This window comes from Paracoccus aestuariivivens, from assembly GCF_009711225.1.
Classification (GTDB): domain Bacteria; phylum Pseudomonadota; class Alphaproteobacteria; order Rhodobacterales; family Rhodobacteraceae; genus Paracoccus; species Paracoccus aestuariivivens.
In genome coordinates this window covers 1-17,159 of sequence record NZ_WMIE01000034.1, presented here as the reverse complement: position 1 = coordinate 17,159, position 17,159 = coordinate 1, and the positions used below count along the sequence as shown (strand labels likewise).

Genomic DNA, 17,159 nt, shown 5'->3' with positions numbered 1-17,159 from the left:
GGGCAGCTGCTTGATGGTAGTCAATGACATGTGGCGTATCCTTTTCTCTGCTGAGAACTGACGGCGTCTTGAACACCGCCTTGATATGCCACCCTTCAGGCCATCACCAACTTTCGCCCGTTTCTCCCTCAATAGGGGTACCATCTGGTCCATAGACGCCCGGCGCGGCGACAAGCGGATTTTTTGGCGGAACAATTGCACCCCGTTTGACGGTCTGGGTCGACATAGACTGTCGATCAAGGACCAGTTCCGAAACATCTCCGCCAATATCGCGTTCCATGCTTACCAGTCTTATAGTTAGTTAAGGTATTTATTTTCGGATTTTCTTTTGAACGGGACCGGGCACGAGGTCGGGTACGCTCGACAGGTCGTCGCGAATGATTTTTGCCTCGGACCAGTGGGTCGAGTTTTCGTCATCGTAAAACCCGTTGAAGCCGCTTTCCAGTGCATCGGCATAAGCGCGATATTCGGCTGAATCGTCGAAATGCTGGTTGCGGTTTATTTCGTCCAGAACCTTTTTATGGAAACCGGAATGATATTTGAAATGACACAACAGGGCCAGTTCTGGCGATATCTTCGCATCTCCGACATAATGCAGTCCGGCCGAGAGTTGCATCCACGGCTTGTATTTCAGGATGCAGGTCTTTTGCGATGTGAAACTGTTCACGCTTGAATGCGGCGCAAGCCGATGCCGCAAGCTGCTGGTCCAAGTCGGTGAGTTCGAATAGGGCCCGTGGAACCAGACGCTGCGCAACGGCTCCTTATCGACATAACCCGCAACCTTGAACGGATCGTCCCGGCTGATGTCGAATTCGCTGAGCGGTCCTTTCGGATACATGTCCAGCATGAGCGAGCAGATCGCATCATGGCCCTTTGCGCCTTGCTCATCCAGAAATTCGGCGATCGGGCGGTTCTTGTATCCGGGGAAGACCAGAAGCTCGTCCGCATCGACAACGATAGACCACAATCCGGTGCGGAAGCCCGCCAGCAGGGCCTGTTGCCAAGCCACTCCGAAGGTGGATTTCTTATATTCGGTGTCGCAGGCGAAACAGACCACATCCGGCTGCTCAAGCAGATATGTCAGCGTACCGTCGGTCGAGCAGTTGTCCGAGATGAGGAACGATTTGACCCCGAGTTTCCGGTAATGGTCAAGGAAGGCGGGCATGATATGCCGCTCGTTACGGACGCATGCGACGACGGCATGATCGTGGCGCAAAAGCGCGGGAACCCCGGCGTGATCCGAGACAAGCTCAAGCGCATTGGTATTCGCGCCGGTCAACGGCGGCGCAAAGGTCGGCCAGATCTTGCTGGGGCGCAGCGTATAGGCATCGGACTGTTCGACGGCCTTGGCGAACATCTCGGGCTTGTCGAGATGCGCCAGCTTGACCGGCCAGACGCGGCTGGGCAGGAAGCTGTTCGAGAACATCCCGATCGACCTGTCGGACAGCGGCAGCTTACGCAGGACTGCCACATTATAGCCCTCGGAGGCGATCGATATTCCGGACAGTTGCAGCAGATCCCCGACCAGCTTGTCTTCCATATATGAGCTGTTCTTCAGCATCACCCCGAAAGAGGTTTCGAGCTGGCCAAGAATTTCGGTCATCGCTACTCGGCTCAGTGTGTAGCCGGAGCCGCCATCGGCATAAAGCGAGGGCTCGGGCGACTTGTCGAGTTCCTTGCGGGCGCGGTGGCTCGTCGATTTCTGCATATGCCACATGCGATCCATGCCACCAATCGGGCGATAGATCGTGCGGCCATAGTAGTCGTGGTTCCTGTAGCTGTGCTCAAGGAAAAACTCGTCGACATTCAGGAAGCAATCATCGTCGATCTTCAGCATGAAGCTGAAATTCGTGTGTTCGTGGACCCAGCGGATCGTTGCCAGAACCTTTTCCGGCAGATGCTCGTAATCGTCCGGACAACCCAGTTGCAGCAGGTCTCCGGTCAGTTTGTCCTCGTCTCCGCCAGTGACGAAGACATAGGGAATGCCCAGATGCTGCAGTTTGCGCGCCCAGCTGTCCATGATGGCCGGACCGCGCTCGTCAATGTACTTCCGGCAGGTAATGATCGTGACGATGGTGTCGAAAACCTGCGAAGCCTGTCCGTGGCCTACATCGGTCAGCGGATCGGCCTTGGTGGGGGCCAACCGCGTCTCGGCTGGTCCCGAGATCCGCTGCAGCAGGTCGCTGACCAGCGGCTGCCATTTCGGACCAGTGGCCTTAAGCGCGCGCAGAGCCGATTGGATGCCCGCAGTCGAGGTCTGTGCCCCATGCGCGGTCATGATCGAATTGGCTTTTGCGCAGGCGCGGATGACCCCTTCGTCGTCGCCCAGCCGGATCATCATTCCGACAAGCAGCAGCGCAAGTTCCAGTGCTTTTGATTGCGCACCGACCCTGTTCAGTGCCGTGATCTGCCGTTCGACAGAAAGTAAATCGACATTGCCGGACTGACCGCCAAGCAACCGCGCTTGCTCGAAATCCCGCAAGGATGCGACTGCATCGATCACGGCGTCGCGGGGGGCGACCTGCGGGACATCCGCGCCGCAGATCTTCAGCGCCCTGCGAAGCTCGGATACATGTTCCGCACCGTCGCCGGAAAAAAGTGGGTGCGCGACGACACGGACAAGTTCCTGCAATGCCGGCTCGCGCCCAAGCTGCATCCCAGCAATGTCACCGGTGATGCATTGCAATTGCTCGTCACAAGGAAGCAACTCCAGCAGGAAGCGCACGGCGTCTTGATGGTTATGCTTGAAGAAATACCGCAAGGCGTTGAGCAGATCTTCCTTGAGCGGCGCCCGATCCTCGATCTTCGCGTCGGCATAGGCCTCGATCCGGCCGAAATGCGCGGAAGCGCGACGGATAGCTGCCCCCGAGCCTTCCGATATGCCGTCAATATGGCGCCAGAACTCCGAACTGAGACCGTGGCATTCCAGCGCGAAGGTTTCGATATCGTCGCGGACATGCGTCGGAAAGCGTCTGCCGGATGCGACAAGATAAGCCGAGGTCCGGATCAACTCGCTGCATTGGGCGCGGCCCCAATAGGACGCCTTCAACTGTCGCACGAGATGCATGTATCCGTACAGGATCCGGCGGAGAGTTTCTTCGGCTTCACCGTTCGGGGCGTCCTGAGAGACAAGCCAGCGCGTGGCATAGGCTATGCCGGGCGTCACGAGCCAGCCGGATTCCGGATTCAGGCCCCAGAGGATATCGGCGACTTCACGGTAACGTCTCGTATGGGCCAGATAGGGCAGGGTGACCGACTGCATCCAGTTGTCGCCATTGGGCAGCGACGGGATGTCGGCATTGCGGGACGCACTTTCCCAAAGCTTGTCGAATTTCTGCGACAGGACAAACGTCTCGGTCAGTTGCAGATAAAAATCGCATCTTTGCCGGTTGTCGAGGCTGAAGCTTTTGACGATCCGGTCAAGCGCGGGGGGGATGTCCGTCGGATCGGAGTTGACTGTTGCAGCCCCCAATTCAACCGCCTTGGTCACGGCGACCGAGCCGATCTTGGGGGCTTTGGACGCATGGTTGCTTTTCTTGGCGAGGGTCGGCGCGGGCTCGGTGCTGGTCGCGACAAAATCCTGCACGCCATAGGTTGACGCGGCGCGTTCGAGAAAAAGCGAGGCAGTAAGGCTCAGCGAGGACCGGAATTCTCCGTAGACGACATGTTCGACCAGTGAGAGCGAATTGGACGCGTCACGCTCGGGGTCGATCTCGGCGGCGATCGTTTCGATCCGTTGCAGGATATCGGCCTTGCCGATCACCAGACGGGCAAGATCGTTGCCATGAGATCGCAGACAGATCGTTACGGAATCCTCCGAGCCTTCCCAGATCCAGCCCGGCAACGGCACTTCGATGCTCCAGGAACTTGCATCGGTCTGCGGGTCGGAATCATCCAGCGCTGCAGTCAGTGGAATGGACTGGCCCTGCTCTTCGACCAACAGGATTGCATCCAGCTTGTCGGTATCCGTCGTCTTGATGAAGCCCCTCAGGGTCAGGTAATTCCCTAGGTAAAGGTTGGCATTCTCTGACGAAATCGAGGCGCTGATCGGCCACATTCCACACGAAACCGGAATGACGGCCCCGCGACAGGTCAGCGATTCAAGCTGTGGTAATTCGGCGAGCCGGGTCAAATCGACCATCGCTGCGGGCTGGCCGTCCAGTTTCAGGTCGATTGCGTGGAAGCGTCCGCTGTCGTCTCGGATCAGTTCGATCGCCAGATGCGAGGATGAGTGATTGACCGGAAGGGCACTGCTGCCAATCCCCGAAACAGCGTCCTCGTTCAGGATGTTCAGCGCCACGACACCATCAGCGAGGCTGACTTTCAGGCTACCCAGAACGCCTTCGACAGACTTCAGAACGATCTCTGCTTCGGAACTGATCGACCAATCAATCGAGCACCAGAACTCGGACACATCCTTAATATTGTAGTCTAGCAAGGTCGTTCCCTATTCTTCTTCATAAGCGGAAGCGTCAGATCCGCGACCACCCGATCCGCGCCATGTCATTGGTAGACATCCCGCCGAGCGCAAGGCCGGAATATTAGCCTCGCGTGTCGCCATGGCAACCGATCATTTTCTTCAGGCATCCAAGCGGCGGCCGTGCGCTCAGGACGTCTTCTGATCCTGCATCGAGAAGCCGAATCGGCGGAACAGCGCCCATGCGTTGTCATTTCCCTGACGCCCGACGGCTTGCGCCGAAATCAGGATATCGCATTGCTTGCCCTGCAACTGCGAAGGGATGGACTTGTTGACCACGGCCCAGCGGCCGGGAAGGACATGCCGGTACGCCCCGACATGGCTTTGCCAGTTCGTGCTATCCGCTGCCCCGACCTTTGCGATCCCAATCGCCAAGGACAGCACCGGCCCGTCCAGACGCTGTGCGTGAACCGATACCGAGATGTCGCTGTAATCGCCGATCTTGACGCCCCGCAGGACGGCACAGATCGTGCTCTCGACCGGAGGGTGAAGGAACATCGCGTCTTCGGCTTCCCAGTAGTCGGTCGAAAAATAGCCGCGGAACTCCGAGACGTCGCTGAGAAGTTCAGGGGCTGGCAGGTCTCGGGGACGCAGACGCAGATCGGTACTGCCGGTGTATCTCGGGACGATTGCTTCGGCGTTGGCCAATGTTTTGAGAGAGATCACGCTCATCGGATTAGTTATGCAAAGGTTCCAGAAAGAGGGGCGAGGGGAAAGCTTGCGCGGATCAAGACCGTGCCGAACATGGTACCGAGAGAAACTCTGACCCGTTTTTCTTAACGGAATATTGATCCTGCAACAAGCCAACTCCCCGATCTTTACCATTTCAGGCGAGCTTTTGCTGACCGGTCAGCCTGATTTTCGTGCTGTTTCGCGAGGAAAGGAACGGGCATGCAGGGCAAAGCAAATCTGGCCCTGCACGCGCTTCAAGGCAGTCGATTACGCAGGCCAGACCGATTGCAGCTTTTCCCCTGACAGGATGCGGTCGCGGGCAGCGGCCTCATGGACGCCAAGCATGTCGGCCTGATCGGCGACCGCGCCGAGATGTTCTTTCGGAATGCAGACCACTCCGTCGATATCGCCGAAGATCACGTCGCCGGGTCGGACCGTGACCCGACCGATCGTGATCGGAACCTGCGCCTCGATCGGCTCCTTTTTGCCCGTCACGCCGACAGGGCTGGGTTCAAGCCCGAACAGGGGGTATCCAAGCTTGCGCACTTGCGCGAGGTCGCGCACGGTGCCGTTGACGATGGTCGCTGCCGCGCCACGGTTTTTTGCGCCGGTGCTCATCAATTCGCCCGAGCAGGAACCCGGCGCGCAGGACGCATCGCAGACGAGGATTCCGCCCTTTGGTGCGTTGTCGATGGCATTGTGATAGACATCCTGAGGTTCGCCCTTGCGGTCGGAAGGGCCGAACAGCACGGTGACAGCAGGACCGCAGACCACCTCGCCATCACCCAAAGCACCAAGCAGCCGAATGCCGTCAAGATGCCCCCAAAGGCCAAGCGCCTCCATGCTGTCATGGATGTCGCCGGAGTACCATTTCGAAAGGCGCTCGATCGCCTGCCAATCGGTATCCGTATAGTCAAAATCAGGCATTCCCACTCTCCTCCTTATGGGCCTTGTCGATTGCGATCCGCAGATAGCGGGCGCTGTTGTCGATCTGCGCGCGCATCAGGGCCTTGGCCCCGACCTCGTCACGGCGGCGCAGGCATTCGTAGATTTCCGCGTGTTCGTCATAAGCCGCGTCCAGCGATTTTGTCGGAACGCGGCTGGTCAGTTGGATGACTTCGCCGATCAGCGTGGCGAAGTTGTCATATATAATTGAAAGAATGCGGTTTTTCGTCGAGTGGACCAACGCGAGATGGAATGCGGCATCGGCATCCACAAAGGCCGCGAAATCACCATCATCGCGCGCGTGTCGCATCCGGTCCAGCGCCTCGGTCACCGGCAGAGCGATGGGCTCGGGGCTGGCGCAAAGCATTTCCAGCACCTCGGTTTCGATCATCCGACGGGCTGCCATCATCTCTTCGAGATAGGCCGGATCGCTTGCCAGCCGCTGCCTCACGGTAACTGCAAGCGCGTCCAGAAACTCGCCAACATCCTCGCGGACGACGGTCGTGCGATCCCCATGGCGGCGTTGCACCAGTCCCTTGGTTTCGAGGGTCTGGATCGCTTCTCGGACGGCGCGGGTCGAGACGCCGAATTCCTTCGCGATGGCACTTTCCGATTCAAGCTTATCGCCGATCTTGAGTTCACCACCAAGGATTCGGGCCTCGATCGCGGCCGAGACAGTGGCATGTAGTCGATCACGCTGGGCGATCTGTGCGGCCTTCATATGCGTCGGATTCCTGGCATTCAGTTCTTGTAGGGACTGCAATCTGCGCTGTTGACGCAAGCTGCGGGCTGGGCTTAGGTTACTTATGACATAAGTCATATGTCAAGTGTCGCAGGCGAGGAGGCTGACGACGCGGATCATCAAGGGGGAGGAGAGACCCATGACTTTCAAGACACCCGCATTTGTCGGGCGCGTGCTTGGCGCTGCCGGCCTGTTGCTGACGCTCACGGCGACCACGGCACTTGCCGACTGGCCCGAAAAGGCCGTGACCATCATCGTTCCTTGGGCAGCAGGCGGCGGTACGGATGCCACGGCACGGGCTGTGGCCGAAGGGCTGGAGAAACGTCTGGGCCAACCATTCAACGTAGTGAACCGCACCGGCGGCGGCGGTCTTGTCGGTCACAGCGCCATCGTTCAGGCCAAGCCGGATGGCTACACTCTGGGCGTGATCACCATCGAAAGCGCGATGTACAAATCGCAAGGCCTGCCCGGTGTCGCCCCCGAGGATTTCACCTATCTCGGCCGCTTCAACGCCGATGCGATTGCGGTCAATGTCCGTGCCGATGCACCTTATGCGGATCTGGGTGGGCTTATCGAGGCGGTCAAGGCCGATCCGGCCAACGTCGCGGCCTCGGGCGCGAACCGGGGCGGGCTGTCGCATCTGGCTTGGGTCGGAATGCTGGGCAAGGTCGGCGTCGATCCGGTCAAGGCGAATTGGGTGGCCTCGGATGGGTCTGCTCCGGCACTGCAGCAACTCGCCGCGGGCGCGATCCAGGTAGTATCGACATCGCCCGCCGAAGCGCGCGCGCTGGTGGATGCCGGTGAGGCCAAGACACTGGCCCTGATCTCGGGCGAGCGCAGCAGCCTGTATCCCGACCTGCCGACCGCGGACGAGGCTTTGAATATCGCCTGGTCGCCCTTGCCGTTCCGCGGTCTGGCCGGTCCCAAGGACTTGCCGCCGGAAGTAGTCGAGAAGGTCGGCGCAGCGTTGAAGGATCTGACCGAGGATGCGGAGTTCCAGAAATTCATGGCCTCGCGCGGTTTCTCGGTCGCCTTTCAGGACGGCGCGGCGTTCCAGGCCACCGTCCAATCCGCCGCAACCGGTCTGGGCGAGGCGATGACCTCGGCGGGACTAGCCAAGTAAGGCGGAACGATGAAGCTCAGCGATAGAATATTCGGCCCCGGGCTTGTCCTGCTCGGGGCGGGGGTGGTCCTTGCCGCTCTGCGCATCCCAGACGTGCCGGGAGTGCGTTTCGGCGCGGACCTGATGCCTGCGATCTGCGGCTGCGGCCTTGCGCTGTTCGGCGTCTTTCTGACGCGGGCGGGGCTACGCGAGGCCGGGCCGCTTGCCAGTTTCGACGACTGGCGGGTTTCTCCACGCAACCTGCTGGCCGCTCTTTGGGTCGTGCTTGGCCTTTGCGCGGGGCTGTTTTTGTTCGAGTCGCTGGGCTTCCCGCTGTTCGGCATGATCTTCATGGCGGGGCTGATGGTGTTGATGGGCGCACGGCCCCTGACCGTGGCATTGGTCGCTCCGCTTTTCGTGCTTGCCCTGCATCTGGCGTTCACCCGGATCATGTTCGTCGATCTGCCCGTGGGACCATTGGGGACCGTGCTATGATGAGCTTCGATGTGTTGTCGCAGGCGCTGGTGAACGTGCTGCAACTGAATGTTCTGGCCTCGATCCTGATCGGTGCCGGATATGGCCTGTTCATCGGCGCGCTGCCCGGACTGACGGCGACCATGGCCACGGCGCTTCTGGTGCCGCTGACTTTTTACATGGAGCCGCTGCCGGCCATCGCGCTGATCGTGTCCTCGACCGCGATGGCGATCACGGCGGGGGATATTCCGGGCGTCCTGCTGCGCATTCCCGGCACGCCCGCCTCTGCCGCCTATACTGACGAGGCCTATGCCATGACGCGGCGAGGCCGCGCCAGCGAGGCGTTGTCGCTGGGCTTTTTCTTCTCGGCGACCGGCGGGCTGATCGGGGCGATGGTCCTGTTGGTGTCCGGCCCGCTGCTGGCACGCGTTGCCCTGAATTTTTCGAGCTTCGAGTTTTTCTGGCTGGCCTGCCTTGGCCTGCTGACCTGCGCCCTTGTCAGCAGTCCGCAACCGGCCAAGGGTGGCGTCTCGTTGCTGCTGGGGCTGCTGGTCTCGACAGTCGGACTTGACGTGACCACGGGACAGCCCCGTTTCACCTTTGGCAGCGTCGAACTGTCCGGCGGCGTCAGCTTCATCCCCGTGATGATCGGTATGTTCGCCATGTCGGAAATCCTGCGTGGCTTTTCCGCCAGTGCCTTCGAAATGCCGAAACTGCCGAAAGGCGAGGTCTTCGTGCCCTATCGGGGTATGTTCGGCCTTGTCGCGCGATATCCGCTGAGCCTGATCAGGGGGACCACGCTCGGATCGGCCATCGGGGCATTGCCGGGAGTCGGTGGCGATCTGGCGGCATGGATCGCCTATGGCATGAGCCGGCGCTTCTCTCGCACGCCCGAGAAATTCGGCACCGGCCATCCGGAAGGGCTGATCGAGGCAACCTCATCGAATAACGCGGGGCTTTCCAGCGCATGGATACCCGCCCTTGTCTTCGGCATTCCTGGCGATGCGGTCACCGCCATCGCGGTCGGCGTCCTGTTCATGAAGGGCGTAGCCCCCGGCCCAAGGCTGTTCGTCGAGAATCCGGTCATGCCGACCTCGATCATCCTCAGCTTTTTTGTCGCGAACCTGCTGTTGTTCCCGCTGGGCTATCTTGCGATCAAGGCATCCCGCCGCGTGTTGTCGGTGCCGCGTTCGGTGATTGTGCCGATGATCCTGATCTGCTGCTTCATCGGCTCCTATGCCGTCAACAACAGCCTGTTCGGAGTCGGCACGATGATCGTCGCGGGCATCGTCGGCTACGTCATGGAGCGAAACCAGTTTCCCATCGCCCCCGTTATCCTTGGTTTGGTGCTGGGACCGGTGCTCGAGCGCAACTTCATCATGTCGATGCAGATCTCGCACGGAAACCTACTGGGCTTTTTCCAGCGCCCCGTCGCGGCGGCTCTGGGCGTGCTGGTCTGCTCGATCATCGTTTTCAGCGTTTTCCGCGCCCTGCGGCGCAAATCCGCCAAACCGCTATCCGATCCCGTCGCTGCCGAGCCGGCAAGCAAGGCCATTATCCAGGAAGGAGCCAATAGATGACCAAGGCATTCTCAATCGAGGACCGCATAGCCGTCGTAACCGGCGGGCTGGGCCAGCTTGGCACGCAATTCTGCAAGACGCTGGCCGAGGGCGGTGCAAAAGTCGCGATCTTCAGCCGCCGTCCCTTTACCACCGAGCAGATCGCCGAGAAATTCCCCGCTTACGCCGACCGCATCCGCGTCTATGTCGCCAGCGTCACCGACAAGGACGCGCTGGAGGCCGCGACAAATCAACTGATCGCCGAGTGGGGTGTGCCGCATATCCTGATCAACAATGCGGGCATCGACAGCAAGCCCAATGGCGACGCGGACCAGAACGCCCCCTTCGAAATTTATCCGCAGAAATACTGGGACGAGGTGATCGACACGAACCTGACCGGCGTCATGCTGACCACGCAGGTCGTCGGCTCTCGCATGGCCGAGGAGGGTAGGGGCTCGATCATCATGGTCGGCTCGATGTATGGCATGGTTTCGCCCAATCAGGCGCTATACGCCTATCGCGAAAAGCGCGACGGAAAGCCGTTCATCAAGGCGATCTCTTATGCGGCGTCCAAGTCGGGCCTGCTGAACATGACGCGTTATCTTGCGACTTATTGGGCCAAGTCGGGCGTGCGGGTGAATCTCGTGACATTCGGCGGCGTCAAGACGGGCAGTTTCGACAAGGAGTTCATCGAGGCCTTTCTTGAACGCGTGCCGATGGGTCGGCAGGCCGAGATCGAGGAGTTCGGGCCGATCGTACAGTTCCTTGGCTCCGAGGCGTCAAGCTACATGACCGGCGCCAATCTGGTACTGGACGGAGGTTTCACCTCTTGGTGATCTGGTAGGGCATCTTGCACCGGCGGCGGCATTTGCGCTGCTGGTGCTCCATAATGGAACGGATAACTGTGGGCTGTGCCGCAAATGACGGTTTCCGTGGCTCTGCAGATCAACTGCTGCGACTGCCAGATTACCGTCAATCTCTGCGGGATGTTGCTTGTGGGTATGCGAGAGAACCTGACGCTCAAATGCCCAAAATTCGGATGCGGCATAGCACAATCCGAAACGTTCACGGTCTCGGACGACGGTCGGCCCGCCTGTTCGTGCGATCGGTGTGCTGCGCGCCATGGAAGCGTAGATGGTAACCCTGGAAGACGAGCGGACAGCATCCCAGAAAATCGGAAAGCTTCATTTGTATGCAGACATTTTTCTTGTTGTTATTCGATTGAATAAGCGGACTTGCACGGGGCATCGGAAAAATGGTGAAGCCGCGTGGCTTCGCCCCGGAAATGGTAGAAAATCGAAGGCGGCATGATCTCCGCGTGGGCCCACACCCACCCAAACGGCGGTTGCAACCACCAAGGAGAGTGAGGGCCAAAGCCGCCATCGCTCCAAGGCGCGGCCCGAACGCCATGAACGAGATTACCGACCGCTCGCGCCCCGCACCACTGCTTGAGGCCTCGGATTTTGATCCGACCGAAGGCCGTCTGCGGGGGATGTCCGCGCGACGATTGAGGCGTTGCTTGAAGAAGAACTGGCCGAGCTTCTCGGCCGCCTGCCTTACGGCCTCGGCGAGGACAGAGCCAAAGGCTACCGCCACTGGCATCACGACAGGCGGCTGATCGGCACATTCGGCACCGAGACGGTTCGGGTGTCGCGCGCGCGGATCTAGATTGAGGCGGGCACAATCACCGGACGGTGCTCGAAGGCGCTGCCGCGCTGCCAGCCTCTGACGAAGAAGGTCGAGGCCCTGATTGCCGCGCACTATCTGGCAGAGACCAACACGCGGAGACGCAGCGGGCTCTGTTTGGCCTGCTCGAAGGGGCCGTGAGCAAAGATGTGGTCAGCCGAGCCTGGCGGACAGGGAAGGTCGATTGGGATGCCTAGTCCAGCGGCGATCTGGCCGGAGAGGATAACGTGCGGATCGTTCTCGAGGGCACCGTCATCAAGACCAGGTTGGATAAGAAGGCCACCAATATTTCGGTCTTGGCGGCGATCTGCGTCGATCGTGATTGGCATAATGGGCTGATATAGATAATGAATATTGGGATCGAAGGCATGGCCGTCTGGGGGCAGGATCTCCTCATCCCGCGCCGCACCATTCGGGTCGTCGGGACTGGAGCCACTACTTTGAGCTGCGTTCGGGCGATGGTTGTCGATGCGGTGCAATCCGGCTTCAACGTTCTGGTGTCCGCTGACTGCTGCGCCGGTCGGGCGCAGGCTCCCCAAGACGCGAACCTATACAACACGCAGCAAAAATATGCCTATGTCGGCGACGCAGACGAGATTCTGGTATGACTGAAAACTTTGCGTTGAATCCGGTATCCATTTTCGCGCCCCTTGGCGGGGAATTATCCGCCCGTCAAGGACCGGTCGATTAATCTCTAGCGCCACCGACGAGCTGCAATGTTCCCGCGGGTACTCAGGACGCTTCAGCCTGTTTTCCGGCAGGGAAGCAGAAATCCGTCAGCACCTTCATGACCTCATGAGGGATCCGCCCATCCTTGCTGTTCCAGTAAGCTGGCGTTGTCTTATAGGGCAGAGCCATGTGGATCTGAACCGTCCGAGCGAGTTCCTGTTCGCTGATCACCGCAAGATCGTCGTCTCGCTCGGTCATCAGGTGTACGCCGGTCGCTCGTGTCATCAGCCCCGGACCCAGCTTGGACCATGTGAGATCGTTCTCACGCGCGAGCAAGGATTCACGAGCCATATCAACGGCACGCCGAAATAGCGGGTGTCCCGGAGATGTTGCCAGAAAGTTATTGCCGATCGCGCCGAAACGCTCGCGGTACAACACGACATTGCGCGCCTTCAGGCGCAGTTCATCTAGATCGCCAAGCAAAAGATCGTCGGCATCGGCATAGATCCCGCCATCGGCAAGCAGCAGGCAAAGACGCAGGAAGTCGCATTCCTCGGACGGACCATTCGCCAAACGGAAGGCACGAACGTGCAACATGTCAAAACGCTCGGCAAGGAACGCAGTCGCCGTGCGACGGTTGTAACGCTGGTAGCTGTAGCCCGCGACGTGCTGCCAGCTTTTCATCAAAGCCGCGATTGCTGCAGGCGGCTCTTCTTGGTCCCAATACTGGACGATCCGCCGTGGGATAGCGCAATCCGCGCCCGCATCCCGACGCGGCTGGGATCGTGATTGCCAGCGACTGATGACCTGCCGCGCGGGAAAATAGAAACTTGCTACCATGTCTTCGGAGTGGTCGTCCGCCATCTCGTCGTCCATGGATCGCGCGCGTTCGATCAGTTGCAACTCATTGAGCATGGCCCCGAGATGCGTGGTCCTGAACCGCGCCATCGTGCGGTCGCTTCTCCCGCTTTCGGCGACAACCGCATCGACAAGAGCCGCCGCTCCAATGGCATCTCCAAGCGCCAACCGGATCAGCATCTCGGCCTGACTGCCGATCATCCTGCGGTTTCTGGTCCCCATTTTGTCGATATGCTTCAACGCGTCCTCAAGGCGGCCAAGCGAGATCAGCGAACTGACTCTTTGTGCGTTCTTCACGGGACCGCCGCCAGATTCCGACAACTGATCGATCACGTCCAGCGCTATTTCGGCGGCGCCAAAACGGTTCAACGCCGCGATCTGCTGTTTCAACAGAGCAAGCGAGTTCGGCCAACGCCTGCGACAAAACCGCAGGTAACGCAGACACAGGGCCCGCTTGCCAGCCTTTGAAAGCAATTCCGCGATGACTTCGGCCTGTGTCGGGCCTCGCCGCCCGACAGGTATCATTCGCAGCCGCGCCAAGGTTTCCTGCGGTCCGTAGATCGTCAGATCGCTTTGCAAACGGAACGTGGCCCGTTCGATTTGCGTAAGTCTGGGTTCAAGCGCGTCGCGGACTTTTTCCGCAATCTGATCAATTCCCGAAGCTTGCGCCATGCGCAGCACGTTCAACGCCATGACCGGCGACAACCCGTCGTGCGACAGCGCGGAACTAAGCGATGCGACGACCACATTCATATTGCCCGTCTTTTGCGCCAGACCGGTCAGAACGATAAGCTGGGGTGTGGTCCAGTCAGGCCCCAGTTCGCCGAGCCGCTCCATGATCTGGCGCGCCTGATCGGTCCTGCCCGAACGCAGGCAAAGCTGAAGATATTTCAGCAGCGCCGCAGGCTGCTGCTTGGCCATGTCGGCAGCAGAAGCCGATTGATCCGTCACGGATTGGCTGTCGCCGGTCGTCGGATGAACCGGCGCGCACTCCAGGTGTTGAAGCGCTGCCGCGCTGCCAGAAACGCAATCAATCAGTTCGGTCAGCATGTTCGAGGCTTCCCGATCCGTGGCGTCCCGAGACAACAGATCCTGCAGAATGCTTTGCGCTTCGTCATGGCGTCCCAGCGCCAGCAAACTCGCCGCCATCAGACGTTGCAGCGGCGGCCCGCGCCTGTCTTCGTCAGGAAGGTTATCCAGAAGTTCCAGCACCTTATCCGGCACATCTGCCCGAGACAAAGCAAGCGCCTTTCGGCTAAGGAACCGGATGTCGTCCGGATGGTCCTTCAGCGCGGCTTCGCAGCGGTCCAGCGCGCCATCGATATCCCCCATCGCCAGCGCGTTACGGATACGGGCTAGATGCGCCTGCGGATTGCCCGCTGATTTGGCAAGAAACTCGCAAAGCAGCGTGTCGGCCGCCCTTTCATCTCCTGCAGCGCATCGCGCTTCGGCCAAGGCAAATATCGCGCCCTCGCCAAGCGCGGAGTTCGTACAATACGCAGCCTCAAGCTGTTCGCGTGCCAACTCGGGCTGCCCCGTTCTGGTCAACGCTTCGGCCCGCATCGACAGCATTCCCGTATGGAAAGGCTCCAGTGCCAGCCCGCGACTGCAAAACTGCAAAACATCCTGCAGATTGTCAGCTTTCGACGCCGTGAACGCTCGCAGGGTAATTGCGGCCGCATGATCGGGATAGGCAGCCAGATGATCATCAAGGATCTGAGCAGCGCTGGCCCAATTTCCGTCCCGCAAATGCTGGCGTGCGGCGGTCAGGACCTGGGAGTTTTCCCGTCGTTGGAGGATTTTCGACTTTGTCTGCTGCAACACAGGGTCACCCGGCAACAGAACAAGTGCGTCTTCCGTCTCTTGCAGCGCTTGATCTAGCTTCCGCGCATCAAGGCTACAAGCAGCGCGCTGGCGCAATGCCTTACGGTTGAGAGGTTCGGTTTCAAGAACTGCCTGATACAGCGCCTGGGCCATCTCGTGATTGCCGTCTTTTCGGAAAATGCCCGCCAGTTCAAGACGCCGGTCATTGTCGGCCACATCAGGGGTATGGGGGGAAATAAGTGCAATCGCAGCTGCGGTGTGATTGTCAAAATTGTCGGTCTGGTCGTCCGACGGAATGGTGTCGGGTGCTTTCTCGTTCGGGCTCATCTTTATCCGTCGTGATTAAATTCGGCGTATGTGCGTTATGCGAAAAGCGGGAACAGTCGTGCGACATATTCCGAGTATGGCATTTGGCTGCGCTTGTCTCGGAAAAATGCCGTGACCCTGCGAGCTTGTGGGCTATCAAAACATGACTTTTCAACCAAACCCGTCTCCGTATCGGTGGCGCGTCCCTGTCGATCAGGGCTGCGATCATGCACGACCAGATTTCCGATCGCACCGGCTGTGATCTGGCGATGCTCGCTGCTCCCTAGCGTCAGATCCGGCTTTGGGTTGTTATCGTTTTATGCCTTGGTCCGGCATTCCAGTTGGCGCGTGTCGCATGTCATTGAAACGGGGGCTCAAACCGATATGCGATGGCCGCACATCACCGACGGGCTTCGTCATGATCACCGTTCCATGTTCGGCGGATCAGAAGTCAGAAGCAGGTATTCGGGCATCTGGTTGCATTTCAAAATTCGGGCATGCTTCCGGTCATCCACACGTGGACCGGTCAGCTATCTGACTTACGGTGCGCAGATTGGGCAGCTGCTGATCGACGAGTGCGCCGTGATCCACAACGGCAAAACCGTTCAGGCTGGCCAAGCATTTGCCATCGCGGGTCTGAAACCGCTGGTGCTTAAGGCAAAGAGGGAGCTGAGTTTTGTCAACGGTACACTATGCTCGAAAGGCCTTGCCAGTCCGGCGCTGGCCCGTGTTTGTGATTGGTCAGATGCCAGCGCGTCTCTGACATATTCGGAACTGGGCCAGCAGGCCGCGCCCTTTCCCGCAACCGCTATCCAACTGCGGCATGATCACGAACTGTAGCTGGTCGCGCTGGGGATGCGCGACGCACTTGAAGGGCATTGGCCGTCTCTATTGCCCAACCGCACGCAGGACTCGATGAGCCTGCGCGCCGTGCCGCATGTCCACGCAGTCGCACGCACCATGATGCAACAAGCCGATGATATCGGCTCTCGGGAACTCGCGAGCGCAACCGACAACACGACGGTCGCCGAAAAGCTGCATCGCATTCTCGACAATTTCGAGATTCTGCTGGCCATCGAACTGATCTGCGCGGCGCAGGCCGTGAACGTGTCGGCACAAACAGTGTCAGATCCCCAGCGTAACCGCAACCCATGCTCATGTCAGGCGCGTCGCGTTGCACTATTCCGAACTCGCTATACTAGGCTGTGGCCAATAGCCAGCGGTTCGGGTCGCAACCATTTGCTTCAGCCGTACGCGCTCCCTGAGTATTCCTGCGCTGTGTTCCGCCAAAGCGGCATAGCGTATCAAGGGTTCGGCCCGGACAAGGGCGAATGCATGAACGCCCATCCGACGTTTCGCTACGACCTCAGGGTCGAGCCTGATCGCGTCGAACTACCGCGCCATTGGTAGGATATAAGGCTAGGATGTAACGTATAGCATGGTCCCGACCCCAAGGTCATCAATCTGCCTCAAGATATCCTAGTTCCGGTGCCGAACGGTATTCCGACAATATGCTCGGAGAATATGAACGCGTTGCGCAGCGAAAGCTCCTGCAACCAAGGCTGCGAGCTCGTATGGATCGCAGCCAACGTGCCAATATCGATATGCAACCACCGACTTGTTGCAACCGGTCTCGACCGAATGTGTTTGGAGCATCGTTTTGATATGACTCTCCTCACGAAATCTCCAAGTTCGGTTGACGATAATATTATTGCTATAATACATAATTCTCATTACCGCGCAACAACTTGCCGTAGTGGCACATTCCATTCTGGAAAGCATCACTGGATAGATTCCTGATGCACTTCAGGAGGATGTCATGAGGCGCCCGCTCACCAACCTGAC

The 17,159-nt window shown here is 59.3% G+C and carries 10 protein-coding genes and 2 pseudogenes; 7 read left to right on the top strand and 5 right to left on the bottom strand.

The window, feature by feature from the left end; genetic code table 11:
* Nucleotides 1–310: 310 nt before the first annotated feature.
* From GL286_RS21330 to GL286_RS21315, 4 genes are all read right to left on the bottom strand, one after another.
* A complete protein-coding gene (locus GL286_RS21330; protein WP_155097587.1) occupies nucleotides 311–4,438 on the bottom strand; it encodes a glycosyltransferase family 2 protein in 4,128 nt (1,375 codons plus the stop codon).
* Between the two features lie 168 nt (nucleotides 4,439–4,606).
* Nucleotides 4,607–5,149 (bottom strand): DUF6212 domain-containing protein, encoded by a 543-nt coding sequence (locus tag GL286_RS21325; protein ID WP_155097586.1) that lies wholly within the window; start codon nucleotides 5,147–5,149, stop codon nucleotides 4,607–4,609.
* A gap of 267 nt (nucleotides 5,150–5,416) precedes the next feature.
* Nucleotides 5,417–6,076: an RraA family protein gene (locus tag GL286_RS21320; RefSeq protein WP_155097585.1), complete on the bottom strand. Its 660-nt coding sequence runs from the start codon at nucleotides 6,074–6,076 to the stop codon at nucleotides 5,417–5,419.
* Nucleotides 6,069–6,815 (bottom strand): FadR/GntR family transcriptional regulator, encoded by a 747-nt coding sequence (locus GL286_RS21315; RefSeq protein ID WP_170295349.1) that lies wholly within the window; start codon nucleotides 6,813–6,815, stop codon nucleotides 6,069–6,071. The genes GL286_RS21320 and GL286_RS21315 overlap by 8 nt, the downstream gene beginning before the upstream one ends.
* 160 nt (nucleotides 6,816–6,975) lie before the next feature.
* Between GL286_RS21315 and GL286_RS21310 the strand changes: the two genes are divergently transcribed.
* The 6 genes and pseudogenes from GL286_RS21310 (at nucleotide 6,976) to GL286_RS21285 (ending at nucleotide 12,265) form a co-directional block, all read left to right on the top strand.
* The gene (locus tag GL286_RS21310; protein ID WP_155097583.1) at nucleotides 6,976–7,959 is read left to right on the top strand and encodes a tripartite tricarboxylate transporter substrate binding protein; all 984 of its coding nucleotides are present in this window, start codon (nucleotides 6,976–6,978) and stop codon (nucleotides 7,957–7,959) included.
* A 9-nt stretch (nucleotides 7,960–7,968) separates the two neighbouring features.
* The gene (locus GL286_RS21305) at nucleotides 7,969–8,433 is read left to right on the top strand and encodes a tripartite tricarboxylate transporter TctB family protein (protein WP_155097582.1); all 465 of its coding nucleotides are present in this window, start codon (nucleotides 7,969–7,971) and stop codon (nucleotides 8,431–8,433) included.
* Nucleotides 8,430–9,992, top strand: coding sequence for a tripartite tricarboxylate transporter permease (locus GL286_RS21300; protein WP_211596471.1), 1,563 nt, complete (start codon nucleotides 8,430–8,432; stop codon nucleotides 9,990–9,992). The genes GL286_RS21305 and GL286_RS21300 overlap by 4 nt, the downstream gene beginning before the upstream one ends.
* Nucleotides 9,989–10,807, top strand: a complete 819-nt coding sequence (locus GL286_RS21295) for an SDR family oxidoreductase (protein ID WP_155097581.1) — start codon at nucleotides 9,989–9,991, stop codon at nucleotides 10,805–10,807. The genes GL286_RS21300 and GL286_RS21295 overlap by 4 nt, the downstream gene beginning before the upstream one ends.
* A gap of 572 nt (nucleotides 10,808–11,379) precedes the next feature.
* Nucleotides 11,380–11,998: pseudogene (locus GL286_RS21290) on the top strand (transposase); the annotation flags it as partial.
* A gap of 6 nt (nucleotides 11,999–12,004) precedes the next feature.
* Entirely contained in the window at nucleotides 12,005–12,265 is a 261-nt protein-coding gene (locus GL286_RS21285) for an isochorismatase family protein (RefSeq protein WP_155097580.1), read from the top strand.
* A 124-nt stretch (nucleotides 12,266–12,389) separates the two neighbouring features.
* On the opposite strand, the gene GL286_RS21280 is transcribed toward GL286_RS21285, so the two are convergent.
* Nucleotides 12,390–15,335: a tetratricopeptide repeat protein gene (locus GL286_RS21280; protein ID WP_155097579.1), complete on the bottom strand. Its 2,946-nt coding sequence runs from the start codon at nucleotides 15,333–15,335 to the stop codon at nucleotides 12,390–12,392.
* A 363-nt stretch (nucleotides 15,336–15,698) separates the two neighbouring features.
* On the opposite strand from GL286_RS21280, the pseudogene GL286_RS22720 reads away from it, so the two are divergent.
* Nucleotides 15,699–16,724: pseudogene (locus tag GL286_RS22720) on the top strand (aromatic amino acid lyase).
* Nucleotides 16,725–17,159: the final 435 nt, after the last annotated feature.

Coding starts and splice junctions, on each gene's coding strand:
- GL286_RS21325 (WP_155097586.1), bottom strand. CDS start 5,149: ATGAGCGTGATCTCTCTCAAAACATTGGCCAACGCCGAAGCAATCGTC.
- GL286_RS21320 (WP_155097585.1), bottom strand. CDS start 6,076: ATGCCTGATTTTGACTATACGGATACCGATTGGCAGGCGATCGAGCGC.
- GL286_RS21315 (WP_170295349.1), bottom strand. CDS start 6,815: ATGAAGGCCGCACAGATCGCCCAGCGTGATCGACTACATGCCACTGTC.
- GL286_RS21310 (WP_155097583.1), top strand. CDS start 6,976: ATGACTTTCAAGACACCCGCATTTGTCGGGCGCGTGCTTGGCGCTGCC.
- GL286_RS21305 (WP_155097582.1), top strand. CDS start 7,969: ATGAAGCTCAGCGATAGAATATTCGGCCCCGGGCTTGTCCTGCTCGGG.
- GL286_RS21300 (WP_211596471.1), top strand. CDS start 8,430: ATGATGAGCTTCGATGTGTTGTCGCAGGCGCTGGTGAACGTGCTGCAA.
- GL286_RS21295 (WP_155097581.1), top strand. CDS start 9,989: ATGACCAAGGCATTCTCAATCGAGGACCGCATAGCCGTCGTAACCGGC.
- GL286_RS21285 (WP_155097580.1), top strand. CDS start 12,005: ATGAATATTGGGATCGAAGGCATGGCCGTCTGGGGGCAGGATCTCCTC.
- GL286_RS21280 (WP_155097579.1), bottom strand. CDS start 15,335: ATGAGCCCGAACGAGAAAGCACCCGACACCATTCCGTCGGACGACCAG.